Below are 13,956 nucleotides of genomic sequence, written 5' to 3'. Positions count from 1 at the left end.
ATTGATTGTTAGATTTAAATAGAGAAATGAGGATTATACATGAATATACCGAATTGGATAACCGTTTTTAGAGTTATACTAATTCCGATTTTTTTAATTTTCGCATTAGCGGATTTTGGTTTCGGTTCAGTGTCTATAATAGGCGGATATAATATTAGAATAGAATTACTAATTGCTGGAATAATATTTATTGTTGCATCGTTGAGTGACTTTGTGGATGGTTATTTAGCTCGCAAGTGGCAATTAGTAACGAATATGGGGAAATTTTTAGACCCATTAGCAGACAAATTATTGGTGTCTGCAGCATTAGTTGCATTAGTACAAATTGATTTAACAAATTCAATAGTAGCTATAATTATCATTGCTCGTGAATTCGCAGTAACTGGATTACGTTTATTACAAATTGAACAAGGTTTTGTTAGCGCAGCAGGGCAACTAGGTAAAATAAAGACAGCTGTCACAATGGTAGCGTTAGTATGGATCTTATTAGGTGACCCATTAGCTAATTGGATTGGTTTTCCTTTAGGTCAAGTATTACTGTACATTGGAGTATTCTTTACTATATTATCAGGTATCGAATATTTTTATAAAGGACGAGACGTCTTTAAAGCAAAATAATAAGTTAAAGTTTGGAACTCAAGTAAGAAACTTGTATCCAAACTTTTTTTTAGATTTTTAGGAAACATTTGTTTTATAATAAAGTGTATTACATTCAAGTATTTGATAGTGTCATTTTCGACAAGGGGGAAGAACAGCAGTGCAAATTTCAATTATCGCAGTCGGATCAGAATTATTATTAGGACAAATCGCTAATACCAATGGTCAATATCTATCTAAATTGTTTAATGATATTGGTCATAGTGTAGTTGAGCATACGGTGGTTGGTGATAATGTAGAGCGTTTAACGCGTGTAGTAAAACATGCTTTAGACAATTATGATGCTGTCGTTTTGACTGGCGGTTTAGGTCCAACTAAAGATGATTTAACAAAACATACTGTAGCGCAGTTACTTAACCGTGAACTTGTAACTGATCAAAACGCAATGAACTATATTGAACAATTTTTTGCACAACATCAACAAGTAATGACCCCAAATAATAAACAACAAGCGCTAGTTATTGAAGGTTCAAAAGTGTTAGCTAATAAAGTAGGTATGGCGCCTGGAATGTTAGTAGATTACAACGATAAAAAAGTAGTGCTATTACCAGGTCCACCTAAAGAAATGCAACCTATGGCTAAGAATGAATTATTGCCGTATTTTCTAGATGGAGAAAAAAGTATTTATTCTGAATCGTTAAGGTTTGCGGGAATAGGTGAGTCAAGAGTGGAAACGGAGCTTATGGACTTAATAGATAATCAAAGCAATCCAACAATTGCCCCATTAGCTGGTTCGCATGAAGTCAATATCAGATTAACTGCCAATGCACATTCAAAAGCTGAATGTGTTGCCTTAATAGCACCTATCAAACAAGAAATATTAAACCGACTAGGTGATTATTACTATGGCTCTAATGAAATTACATTAGCAGAAGCATTTATGCAACAAATTACTCACTCATTTGCACTTTATGATGGCGTGACTGAAGGGCTTCTATATAGCCAAATGAGTGATTATAATTGTGATCAATTGTTGCAAGGGGTACTTATTCATGCACCACAATTTATCGACAGTACCAAGTCAATAACAGAGCAATTAACAGTTGCGACAACAAGCGTTCAAAAACTATATAATACCCAAATAGGTGTAGCAGTATTGCGTCATCAAAATAAAGTTTATATAGGTATATTGAAAAATCAACAATTGCATATCGAGTCATTTAATGTAGCAACACAACAAGTTACACTAAAATCGCGTACACCGAACCAAGTATTAATACGGTTGTTAACTTATATTAAAAAACTTTAAAATAGCGTTATTAAGCACGCATGTTCGATATTTTTGAACATAACGAACATAATACGAACAAATATTCGCAAAATACTTGAAAAAACGATAAATAGATTGTATAGTGTGATTAAGATAATTAATTGAGATGAAACTCATTTAGGAGGTCCAACATTGGATAACGAACGTCAAAAAGCTTTAGATACAGTTATAAAAAATATGGAAAAATCATTTGGTAAAGGTTCAGTGATGAAATTAGGCGACAATAAAGCTCGCAGAGTATCAAGTGTTTCAAGTGGTTCTGTAACATTGGATAATGCCTTAGGAGTAGGTGGTTATCCTAAAGGAAGAATTATTGAAATCTATGGACCAGAAAGTTCAGGTAAAACGACTGTTGCATTACATGCTATAGCTGAAGTACAAAGAAATGGTGGAATTGCAGCATTTATCGATGCCGAACACGCACTTGACCCTGTTTATGCTGAAGCTTTAGGTGTCGATATTGATAATTTATATTTATCACAACCTGACCACGGAGAACAAGGTCTTGAAATCGCAGAGGCTTTTGTTAGAAGTGGTGCGGTAGATATCGTAGTAGTAGACTCAGTTGCAGCATTAACGCCAAAAGCTGAAATTGAAGGTGAAATGGGAGATACTCATGTAGGCTTACAAGCAAGATTAATGTCTCAAGCGTTACGTAAACTATCAGGGGCAATTTCTAAATCTAACACTACTGCAGTATTTATTAACCAAATCCGTGAAAAAGTAGGCGTTATGTTCGGTAATCCTGAAACAACACCTGGTGGACGTGCATTGAAATTCTACAGTTCAGTGCGTTTAGAAGTACGTCGTGCAGAGCAATTAAAACAAGGTCAAGACATTGTAGGTAATAGAACAAAAATTAAAGTTGTTAAAAATAAAGTGGCACCTCCTTTCAGAGTAGCAGAAGTTGATATTATGTACGGGAAAGGTATTTCTAAAGAAGGTGAACTTATCGATTTAGGTGTTGAAAATGATATCGTCGATAAGTCAGGCGCATGGTATTCATATAATGGAGAGCGTATGGGTCAAGGTAAGGAAAATGTAAAAACTTATCTAAAAGAAAACCCTGAAATTAAAAAGGATATTGATCAAAAATTACGTGAAAAATTAGGTATTTTTGATGGTGATATCGAAGAAACCGAAGAATCCGAAGAAGCAACACCGAATTTATTCGATGAAGAATAGTTGAAATTAAAATAAATAATTTTTTAAAGTAAGCTGTATAACTCAAAATATTGTTGTTATACAGCTTTTTTGGTAATCAATTACAACTGCACACTTGAGCACTAGATAAAATTAAACAGAATATGATTTTTTATCCTAATTATTAATTAACAATGGAAAATTTAGACTGTTATCATTTGTAAAGTTTGTTATAATCTAAATATACATATTATTATGTATAAATTATTTTAATATAGTATTAAAATCTCTGTTAATTGAAATTATATAATTGTAGTTCGATATCTTGACACTTCTTAGTTTTAAAACGTACAATTGGACTGTATGATTGTTATATAATTCATTAAAATCATATTTATTTTGATATAAAGAGCAAATCCTAGAAAAAGGGGGGTGTTTATGTGAATTTATTAGACCTCCTACTCATTTTGCTAGGTATTATTCTGGGAGTTGTTGTAGGGTATTTTAGTGCCCGTAAATTGCTACATCAAAAGCAATTACAAGCAAGACAAACTGCCGAAGATATCATCGATCAGGCGAATAAAGAAGCTGAAAACCTAAAAAAGGAAAAACTGCTTGAAGCCAAAGAAGAAAATCAGTTGTTAAAAGAACAAAGTGAAAATGAACTTCGTGAACGACGAGGAGAACTTCAAAGGCAAGAAAGTCGCCTACTTCAAAAAGAAGAAAATTTAGAGCGTAAATCTGATTTGCTTGATAAAAAAGATGAAATTTTAGAGCAAAAAGAATCTAAACTTGAAGAAAGACAACAACAAGTAGATGCAAAAGAGAGTAGTGTTCAATCATTAATAAATAAACATGAACAAGAATTAGAACGCATCTCTGGTCTCACTCAAGAAGAAGCAGCTAATGAGCAACTTAAACGAGTTGAAGACGAATTGTCACAAGATATTGCAATACTTGTTAAGGAAAAAGAGAAAGAAGCCAAAGAAAAAGTCGATAAAAATGCAAAAGAGTTATTAGCAACAACGGTACAACGACTAGCTGCAGAACATACTTCAGAATCTACAGTATCGGTTGTTAATTTACCTAACGATGAAATGAAAGGACGGATCATTGGTAGAGAGGGTAGAAATATTAGAACACTCGAGACACTTACTGGTATTGATTTAATTATCGATGACACACCAGAAGCAGTTATACTATCAGGATTTGATCCAATCAGACGTGAAATTGCTAGAACAGCATTAGTCAATCTCGTTTCTGATGGTAGAATACACCCAGGACGCATTGAAGATATGGTGGATAAAGCTCGGAAAGAAGTAGATGATATTATACGTGATGCAGGTGAACAAGCGACATTTGAAATAAATGTACACAATATGCATCCAGATTTAGTTAAAATCTTAGGTCGTTTACAATACCGCACGAGTTATGGACAAAATGTGTTAAAACATTCAATTGAAGTGGCACATTTAAGTGGCATGCTTGCTGCTGAATTAGGAGAAGATATAACTTTAGCCAAAAGAGCTGGCTTATTGCATGATGTTGGTAAAGCCATCGATCATGAAGTAGAAGGTAGCCACGTAGAAATTGGTGTTGAATTGGCTAAAAAATATAATGAAACTGAAACAGTGGTTAATGCTATTCATTCACACCATGGAGATGTTGAACCAACATCTATTATTTCTATTCTAGTAGCTGCTGCTGATGCATTATCTGCTGCAAGACCTGGTGCTCGTAAAGAAACTTTAGAAAACTATATTAGAAGATTAGAGCGCTTAGAGACGTTATCGGAAAGCTATGATGGCGTAGATAAAGCATTCGCAATTCAAGCTGGTAGAGAGATTCGAGTTATTGTTTCACCAGATGCTATAGACGACTTAAAATCACATCGCTTAGCAAGAGATATAAAGAGCCAAATTGAAGATGAACTTCAATATCCTGGTCATATAAAAGTGACAGTTGTTCGTGAGACTAGAGCAATTGAGTATGCAAAATAAAAACGGTTGCCTTTAAGGCGACCGTTTTTTATTAATATCAATATGCTTTCTAAATTGTACTAAAAAGTATATGGATACTAACTTAATTCCAGATCAGTAACTTTAACTTCTTGGATTACTTCTGCCGTATCGTAACAATTTGTAGAAAGATTAGCGTACCTTTCAGCTAAACGATATGCATTGATATATAATTCAAGACTGTCTTTTGCAATGTCTTCTGCATCCTCACTTTTCGATGGATTGGCTGAAACTACTAAATTTGCAAACTTTTCTGGATCAATGTTAATTGACATGTATAACTTACAACTCCTATATATTTGTTTTCAATACTCTACTTATATAAATACCACTTAGCCAAATTTTAAAACTAAATTTAACTATATCATTTTAATTATAATCCTTTTCAATATGTTTAATATACATTAAACTAACAATATGAGAGGATGAACTTGTAATGAGAATATTATTTATTGGAGATATAGTTGGCAAAATTGGACGTGAAGCCATAACAACATATTTACCAAAACTGAAACAAACATATAGACCGACTGTAACTATCGTAAATGGTGAAAATGCCGCACACGGTAAAGGTCTGACTGAAAAGATTTATAAACAATTGCTTCGTGAAGGTGTAGACTTTGTAACAATGGGAAACCATACTTATGGTCAACGTCAAATTTATGACTTTATAGAAGAAGCGAATAGAATGGTCCGACCAGCTAACTTTCCTGATGAAGCACCAGGTGTAGGTATGCGTTTTATTCAAATTAATGATATTAAATTAGCTATTATAAATTTACAAGGTCGTGCCTTTATGCAGGACATTGATGATCCATTTAAAAAAGCTGATGCCTTAATAAAAGAAGCTCAAGCAGTTACCGATTATATTTTTGTAGATTTTCATGCTGAAACAACATCAGAAAAAAATGCTATGGGTTGGTATTTAGATGGTCGAGTTAGTGCGGTAGTAGGTACACATACACACATACAAACTGCAGACGAAAGAATTTTACCTCAAGGTACGGGTTATATTACTGATGTCGGTATGACAGGGTATTATGATGGAATATTAGGTATAAATAGAGATGAAGTTATTACTCGTTTTATTACAAGTTTGCCACAACGTCACGTCTTGCCAGATGATGGTAGAAGCGTGTTATCAGGTGTAGTAATAGATATAGATAAAAATGGACGTACAAAGCACATAGAGCGTGTGTTAATCAACGATGATCATCCCTTTAACTAACTATCGTCCATTAGTATGAATTTAAATAACTACCATTCTATACATAGTAATAGAGTGGTTTCTTTTGGTATTATTAAATATGAACTATTTTTCCACTAGGAGGCAAGATGATATGAGATCACAAATATCATGGAAAGTGGGCGGTCAGCAAGGCGAAGGAATTGAATCAACAGGAGAAATTTTTGCCACTGCTATGAATCGTAAAGGATATTATCTCTACGGCTATCGTCATTTTTCAAGTCGTATTAAAGGCGGTCACACAAATAATAAAATTCGAGTATCAACAACACCAGTACATGCTATTAGCGATGATTTAGATTTACTCATTGCATTTGACCAAGAAACAATTGAAGTCAATCATCATGAAATGAGAGAAGATAGCATTATTATAGCTGACAGTAAAGCTAAACCAGAAAAACCAGAAGATTGTCGAGCGCAACTCATAGATTTACCATTTACTGCAACAGCGAAAGAACTTGGTACTGCATTAATGAAAAATATGGTAGCAATTGGTGCTACATGTTCAATTATGAATATTGATACTACTGTCATAGAAACTTTAATTACAAACATGTTTAGCAAAAAAGGCGATAAAGTAGTTGAAATGAATATTCAAGCATTGCAAGAAGGCTATCGCCTGATGCAAGAACAACAAAGTACATTAATTGGTGATTTTGAATTAACAGATACTGCGGAGCAACCGCATTTATATATGATTGGTAATGATGCGATTGGTTTAGGCGCTTTATCTGCAGGATCAAGATTTATGGCTGCTTATCCAATTACACCAGCATCAGAAATTATGGAGTATATGATTGCCAATTTACCAAAAGTTGGTGGAACTGTAGTACAAACAGAAGATGAAATTGCTGCAGCTAACATGGCAATTGGCTCCAATTATGCTGGAGTGCGTGCATTTACAGCAAGTGCCGGACCGGGATTATCATTGATGATGGAAGCTATTGGATTGTCAGGTATGACCGAAACACCATTTGTGGTTATTAATACACAACGTGGTGGTCCATCTACAGGATTGCCGACAAAGCAAGAACAATCAGACTTAATGCAAATGATTTATGGTACTCATGGAGATATACCAAAGATTGTTGTTGCGCCTACTGACGCTGAAGATGCTTTCTATTTAACTATTGAAGCATTTAACTTAGCTGAGGAATATCAATGTCCTGTTATTGTTTTAAGTGATTTACAATTATCATTAGGAAAACAAACAGTAAAACATTTAGATTATAATAAAATTGAAATTAAACGTGGCGCTTTATTACAGTCTGATATTGAACGCGATGAAGATGATAAACTCTACTTTAAACGCTATGCTTTAACAGAAAGTGGTATTTCACCTAGACCGATTCCTGGTTTGAAAGGTGGTATACATCATGTCACTGGAGTTGAGCATAACGAAGAAGGTAAAACGAGTGAAGCAGCTAATAACAGACAACAACAAATGGAAAAACGTATGCGTAAAACACAACATTTACTCATTAATAATCCAGTTGATATAGATGAACAACATGATGAAGCAGATATTTTATATATTGGATTTATATCAACTAAAGGGTCAATTGCTGAAGGTAAAGAACGTTTAGAACAGCAAGGTATAAAAGTAAATCATTTACAAATCAGACAATTACATCCTTTCCCAAATGAACTTGTGCAGCAAGCAGTAAATAAAGCATCAAAAGTAATAATTGCTGAGCACAACTATCAAGGACAGTTAGCAAATATTATTAAAATGAATGTGAATATAGGTAATAAATTGGTAAACCAGACTAAATATGACGGTACACCATTTTTACCTCATGAAATAGAAGAAAAAGGTTTAGCAGTGGCTAAAGAAATAAAGGAGCTGGTTTAAGTGGCAACATTTAAAGATTTTAGAAACAATGTGAAGCCCAATTGGTGTCCAGGATGTGGAGATTTCTCAGTGCAAGCTGCGATTCAAAAAGCAGCAGCAAATGTTGGTTTAGAACCTGAGGAAGTTGCAGTTATTACTGGTATTGGTTGTTCTGGACGTTTATCAGGCTATATCAATGCATACGGTGTACATGGCGTGCATGGTCGTTCATTACCATTAGCACAAGGCGTGAAAATGGCAAATAAAGATTTGACTGTAATTGCATCTGGCGGCGATGGTGATGGTTATGCTATCGGTATGGGTCATACAATACATGCATTACGTCGAAATATGAATATGACATATATAGTTATGGACAACCAGATTTATGGTTTGACTAAAGGACAAACATCGCCATCATCCGCTCCTGGTTTTATTACTAAATCTACACCTAAAGGTAATATTGAACAAAATGTAGCTCCTTTAGAGCTAGCTATCTCTTCTGGAGCGACGTTTGTAGCACAAGGATTTTCTAGTGATATTAAAGGTTTAACGAAGATGATAGAAGATGCAATTAACCACGATGGATTTTCTTTTGTCAATGTGTTTTCTCCATGTGTGACATATAATAAAGTTAATACGTATGACTGGTTTAAAGAAAATTTAACGAGCATAGAAGATATCGAAGATTATGATGCTACAGATAAGCAAAATGCAATGCGTAATATTTTAGCTTACGAATCTTTAGTTAAAGGAATCGTATATCAAGATAGTGAAACACCTTCTTATGAATCGCAAATTGACGAGCTAGGTGAGACGTCACTAGCTAAAAAAGATATTCACATTGATGAAACACAATTCAATGAATTAATTGAGCAATTTGTCTAAGAATAAGAATTGATGAATTTTACTATTTAAAAATGCCCAAGTAAATTTGTGTATAATATCGCTACTAAAGATAAATGAATAGTGATGACATGAATTAAAATATTACTAATATAGGAACGACCTATGAAATCAACGCGATTAAATTGATTTTGTAGTTGCGTTCCTTCTTTTTAATGTGAAATAAATTTCGTATAATCAAATAAACATTACATATAAGGAGCACAAGTTATGGTAGATAAATATACATCAATGACTGAACTATTTCAGCAAACAAGTGCTCAAGAAGATTGGGAAATTGAGACAATAAATAGAGACAGTCACGTACTTGTAGCTGCTATACACGGTGGTGCAATTGAAAGAGGAACGAGCGAAATTGCACAATTGATTGCACAACTAGGTGGTTATGATTATTATAGTTTTAATGCTATACGCCCTAATAAAAACCATGAACTACACGTGACTGCGAATCATTTTGATGATCCATTATTACTATCTATGGTGAGAGAAAAGGAGCATGCTTTATCCATTCATGGGTGTATGGGTGACAAACCAGAAATATATATTGGCGGTAAAGATAGCACTTATATTGAGCGAATTAAATCTAAATTAACGGCTCAGGGTGTGGTTGTTAAAGATGCGCCATCGCCAATAGCGGGAAAGCATGCTGATAACTTTGTTAATCAAAGTAAACGCCAGCAAGGTATCCAATTGGAATTAACTGTTGCATTTAGAAAAGCATTGTTTAAGAATCGTCAGTTTAAAGAGCAAGATAGAGTGAATAAAGATAACTGGGCACCGTTTATGTATCAAATCGCACAGGCACTAGTTGAAGTTTATCAATATGAATAAAGCAATATATCGATTGTGTTAATTCGGTCTATTATTGCTAAGGGGGTACCTTTAATGGATACATTTCGCACAATGACTGAATTAGAAAATGCAACTACTAAAAATAAGGATTGGGACATCATAACACGTGATGTGAAATCAGCGGTGTTAATTGCAGCTATTCACGGTGGCGGTATCGAACCGGGAACTACAGAAGTATGTGATTTAATTGCAGAAAAAGGACATTATAGCTTTTATACTTTTAAAGGATTACGACGACAAAAAAATGTCGAATTACATGTCACCTCTCGCCATTACGATCAATCCACTATGCAAGTTATGGTATCGAAAGTGTATCAAGCAGTAGCAATTCATGGTTGTATAGGTGATGAATCAATTGTGTATATTGGTGGTAAAGACAAATCACTTATGGCTTCAATTGAGCAGTTGTTAACTAAAGCTAACTTTAAAGTAGCTAAAGCGCCTGACCATCTATCGGGTAAACAAGATGATAATATTATTAATTACACACAGCAAAATGCTGGAGTGCAATTAGAATTAACTACAGCATTAAGACAAAGTTTTTTTAAAGATTATAAGTTTAATAGAAAACATCGTGAAAGTAGAGATAATTGGAATCACCATATGTATGCATTTGCAGATGCTATCATCAAAGCTATTGAAACAAGTAATAAATAATATTAGTGTAAAATGAATTATTTATGTCAATATAGAACTGTAAGTAAGCATAGTACGGCTTGCTAAAATAAAGGAGTTTTGCGCTATTACTCAATCTGCTTATTTGGTACACTGGAGAAGAATATTACTGTTTTGAGAGGGGTTAATGATATGGATGATACGTTAATGAGTGTTCAAATTATACCAAAAACGCCAAATGGAGAAGATGTTATCCCATATGTTGATGAAGCAATAAAAGTCATAGACGATTCAGGACTTGATTATAGAGTTGGACCACTTGATACGACAGTGCAAGGGGATATGAATGAATGCTTAATATTATTGCAAAAACTGAATGATCGTATGGTAGAATTAGAAGTTCCTAGTATTATAAGTCAAGTGAAATTTTATCATGCACCAGAGGGCATTACGATTGAGACGTTAACAGGAAAATATGATGAAGTTTAAACAGCAAGTAAAGATAAGCATTTTACTTTAGTGAGTAATAGACAAATACGCGCAGTGTAGTATTAATGTATAAATGAGTAGCTGATAATTCATTTTGCATAAGTGGACGACATTTAATATAATAAAAGAATGATTAAGGGCATGTATAAAGTGTATTGAGTTTTAACGTTAATGAAGTGCGCTAATTGTAACAAATGTGGGCGTAGACTACTTTTAGGCACAAGTCAATATGTGAAATTATAATTAACTATATTATAAACGATTTAGGTGTTATAACGGTGTTATAGCACCTAGTAATATTTCACTAAACAAACTCATAAACACTTTGGCTACAGAAAGGGTTTTTTAAGTGAATGAAGAGCAAAGAAAGCAATCATCTATAAACATTTTAGATGAGCGCGATAAGAAAGCAGAGAAAGAAACGAAAGATTATAGTAAATATTTTGAACATGTTTATCAGCCACCAAGTTTAAAAGAAGCTAAAAAACGTGGTAAGCAATCAGTACAATATAACGACGATTTTAAAATTGAAGAAAAATATAGAAATATGGGGTTAGGACGTACCTTTTTAATCAAAACATATGGTTGTCAGATGAATGCACACGATACAGAAGTTATGGCTGGAATTTTAAGTGCCTTAGGTTATCAAGCAACTGATGATATCAATACAGCTGATGTTATATTAATAAATACTTGTGCGATACGTGAAAATGCGGAAAATAAAGTATTTAGTGAAATAGGTAACCTTAAACATTTAAAACGAGAACGCCCAGATGCCTTAATAGGTGTATGTGGCTGTATGTCTCAAGAGGAATCTGTAGTAAATAAAATTTTAAAATCTTATCAAAATGTTGATATGATTTTTGGCACACATAATATTCATCGTTTACCTGCCATTTTAGAAGAGGCATATTTATCAAAAGCTATGGTTGTTGAAGTGTGGTCAAAAGAAGGCGATGTAGTAGAAAACTTGCCTAAAGTACGTGCAGGTAATATTAAAGCTTGGGTTAATATTATGTATGGATGTGATAAATTCTGTACTTACTGTATTGTACCTTTTACTCGTGGTAAAGAACGCAGTAGACGACCAGAAGATATAATTGAAGAAGTGAGAGGCTTAGCTAGAGAAGGCTATCAAGAAATCACATTATTAGGTCAAAATGTTAACTCTTATGGCAAAGATATCGAAGGAATTGACTATGGTCTTGGAGATTTATTAGAAGATATTTCTAAAATTGATATACCTCGTGTCCGATTTACGACTAGTCACCCATGGGATTTTACAGATCGCATGATTGATATTATTGCTAAAGGTGGAAATATTGTTCCACATATTCATTTACCAGTACAATCTGGTAATGATGCAGTATTGAAAATAATGGGACGTAAATATACACGCGAAAGCTATCTAGAATTAGTGAATAAAATTAAAACAGCGATTCCAGATATCGCTTTAACAACAGATATTATTGTAGGTTATCCGAATGAAACTGAAGCACAATTCGAAGAAACATTGTCGTTATATGATGAAGTTGAATTTGAACATGCTTATACGTATATATACTCTCAAAGAGATGGTACTCCGGCAGCTAAAATGAAAGATAATGTACCACAAGATGTGAAAAAAGCACGTTTACAAGCATTGAATAAAAAAGTGTCATATTACTCAGAACGTGCTATGAGTAAATACGAAGGTGAAATAGTTCAAGTATTATGCGAAGGTACAAGTAAAAGAGATGATACTGTTTTATCAGGTTATACTGATAAAAACAAATTAGTTAACTTTAAAGCACCCAAATCAATGATTGGTAAAATTGTAGATGTAAAAATTGACGAAGCGAAACAATACTCATTGAATGGTACGTTTGTACAACAAACTCAAAAAACAGTGGTGATGCCATAGTGTATAATAAAGAGCAAATATTAACCGAAACGGATTTCATTGTCCAACAAATTCAAGATTTAGACACAGTTAAAGACTATCAACAGGTGGAACGCCAAATTCATCAAAATGATCAAATCGAATCAAAAATGCAAGAATTAAAGAAAAACCAAAAGCAATCAGTGAATTTGCATAACTATGGTAAAATGAATGCATTAAAACAATCTGAAGATAAAATTAGTGACATTGAATCAATTATTAATACTATGCCGATAGTTGAAGAATTTCGTTCATTGCAATATGATGCTAATGATTTATTGCAAATGATGATTAGCACGATGGAAGATGAGTTGAACCAATTAAATGATTCAACTAACAACCAAAAGTAATAAGTAACATCATGGAAAGGGTGAACACAGGTTGAATACAAAAAAATTAACTATTACAGCAATGTTGATTGCCATCAATGTTGTGCTAAGTAGTGTAATAATTATCCCGTTAGGGCCAGTGAAAGCTGCACCAATACAACATTTAATTAATGTATTATGTGCTGTTTTCGTTGGACCATGGTTTGGCCTAGCTCAGGCAGTTATTTCATCTACTTTACGTATGATTTTTGGTACAGGCAGTGTGTTTGCTTTTCCAGGTAGTATGATTGGTGTCTTATTAGCTAGTGTATTTTACATTTACCGTAAACATATCTTTATGTCAGCTATTGGTGAAGTAATAGGTACAGGAATTATCGGTAGTTTAATATGTATCCCACTTGCTTGGATTGTAGGTTTACAACATTTTGCTATTAAACCCTTAATGATTGCTTTTATTGTATCAAGTATGATTGGTGCCATAATTAGTTATATCATTTTAATGATGTTGAAGAAAAAAGGAATTTTACAACGATTTTTATAGAACATGAAACTAAACGGAGTTCATATACATATATTGGAATCACACTTTAAATTTAATGTATTGAAAGTGTAATCAATGTATGTCGTGTGACCTTCGTTTTTTTCATATTTTAGTAATTTAACTTAGGTGAACACG

14 protein-coding genes are annotated in these 13,956 nt (G+C 33.5%); 13 read left to right on the top strand and 1 reads right to left on the bottom strand.

Features of this window, described 5'->3' with window-relative positions; all coding sequences use genetic code 11:
• The first annotated feature begins 39 nt into the window (after window positions 1-39).
• The 4 genes from pgsA to rny all read left to right on the top strand — a co-directional run bounded on the left by pgsA (window position 40) and on the right by rny (window position 5,070).
• The gene (gene pgsA, locus MUA37_RS08060) at window positions 40-618 is read left to right on the top strand and encodes a CDP-diacylglycerol--glycerol-3-phosphate 3-phosphatidyltransferase (RefSeq protein WP_002511009.1); all 579 of its coding nucleotides are present in this window, start codon (window positions 40-42) and stop codon (window positions 616-618) included.
• 139 nt (window positions 619-757) lie between these two features.
• Window positions 758-1,906, top strand: coding sequence for a CinA family nicotinamide mononucleotide deamidase-related protein (locus tag MUA37_RS08055; protein ID WP_262624480.1), 1,149 nt, complete (start codon window positions 758-760; stop codon window positions 1,904-1,906).
• A 153-nt stretch (window positions 1,907-2,059) separates the two neighbouring features.
• Window positions 2,060-3,112: a recombinase RecA gene (gene recA, locus MUA37_RS08050; RefSeq protein WP_002511011.1), complete on the top strand. Its 1,053-nt coding sequence runs from the start codon at window positions 2,060-2,062 to the stop codon at window positions 3,110-3,112.
• A gap of 398 nt (window positions 3,113-3,510) precedes the next feature.
• Window positions 3,511-5,070: a ribonuclease Y gene (gene rny / locus MUA37_RS08045; RefSeq protein WP_002511012.1), complete on the top strand. Its 1,560-nt coding sequence runs from the start codon at window positions 3,511-3,513 to the stop codon at window positions 5,068-5,070.
• A gap of 77 nt (window positions 5,071-5,147) precedes the next feature.
• Here the strand turns inward: rny and MUA37_RS08040 are convergent, their stop codons facing one another.
• Entirely contained in the window at window positions 5,148-5,363 is a 216-nt protein-coding gene (locus MUA37_RS08040; RefSeq protein ID WP_002511013.1) for a hypothetical protein, read from the bottom strand.
• Between the two features lie 161 nt (window positions 5,364-5,524).
• On the opposite strand from MUA37_RS08040, the gene MUA37_RS08035 reads away from it, so the two are divergent.
• The 9 genes from MUA37_RS08035 (at window position 5,525) to thiW (ending at window position 13,821) form a co-directional block, all read left to right on the top strand.
• Window positions 5,525-6,316: a TIGR00282 family metallophosphoesterase gene (locus MUA37_RS08035; protein WP_002511014.1), complete on the top strand. Its 792-nt coding sequence runs from the start codon at window positions 5,525-5,527 to the stop codon at window positions 6,314-6,316.
• A gap of 112 nt (window positions 6,317-6,428) precedes the next feature.
• Complete coding sequence (locus tag MUA37_RS08030) at window positions 6,429-8,189, top strand: 2-oxoacid:acceptor oxidoreductase subunit alpha (protein WP_021458844.1); 1,761 nt, start codon at window positions 6,429-6,431, stop codon at window positions 8,187-8,189.
• The gene (locus MUA37_RS08025) at window positions 8,190-9,056 is read left to right on the top strand and encodes a 2-oxoacid:ferredoxin oxidoreductase subunit beta (RefSeq protein ID WP_002511015.1); all 867 of its coding nucleotides are present in this window, start codon (window positions 8,190-8,192) and stop codon (window positions 9,054-9,056) included.
• A 228-nt stretch (window positions 9,057-9,284) separates the two neighbouring features.
• Window positions 9,285-9,905, top strand: coding sequence for a poly-gamma-glutamate hydrolase family protein (locus MUA37_RS08020; protein WP_002511016.1), 621 nt, complete (start codon window positions 9,285-9,287; stop codon window positions 9,903-9,905).
• A 54-nt stretch (window positions 9,906-9,959) separates the two neighbouring features.
• Window positions 9,960-10,583 carry a poly-gamma-glutamate hydrolase family protein gene (locus tag MUA37_RS08015; protein WP_204171800.1) on the top strand — a complete coding sequence of 208 codons (624 nt, stop codon included), beginning with the start codon at window positions 9,960-9,962 and terminating at the stop codon, window positions 10,581-10,583.
• Between the two features lie 150 nt (window positions 10,584-10,733).
• On the top strand, window positions 10,734-11,030 hold the full coding sequence (locus MUA37_RS08010; protein WP_002511018.1) for a thiamine-binding protein: 297 nt from the start codon (window positions 10,734-10,736) through the stop codon (window positions 11,028-11,030).
• 349 nt (window positions 11,031-11,379) lie between these two features.
• Window positions 11,380-12,933, top strand: a complete 1,554-nt coding sequence (miaB, locus tag MUA37_RS08005) for a tRNA (N6-isopentenyl adenosine(37)-C2)-methylthiotransferase MiaB (protein ID WP_021458842.1) — start codon at window positions 11,380-11,382, stop codon at window positions 12,931-12,933.
• A complete protein-coding gene (locus tag MUA37_RS08000; protein ID WP_021458841.1) occupies window positions 12,933-13,301 on the top strand; it encodes a YlbF family regulator in 369 nt (122 codons plus the stop codon). Before miaB ends, MUA37_RS08000 begins: the two co-directional genes overlap by 1 nt.
• Before the next feature lie 31 nt (window positions 13,302-13,332).
• Window positions 13,333-13,821: an energy coupling factor transporter S component ThiW gene (thiW, locus tag MUA37_RS07995; protein WP_002511022.1), complete on the top strand. Its 489-nt coding sequence runs from the start codon at window positions 13,333-13,335 to the stop codon at window positions 13,819-13,821.
• Window positions 13,822-13,956: the final 135 nt, after the last annotated feature.

The organism is Staphylococcus arlettae (assembly GCF_025560845.1).
Taxonomy (GTDB): Bacteria; Bacillota; Bacilli; order Staphylococcales; family Staphylococcaceae; genus Staphylococcus; species Staphylococcus arlettae.
Note: the sequence above shows the minus strand (reverse complement) of the source record. Positions and strands in the feature narration are given on the sequence as shown.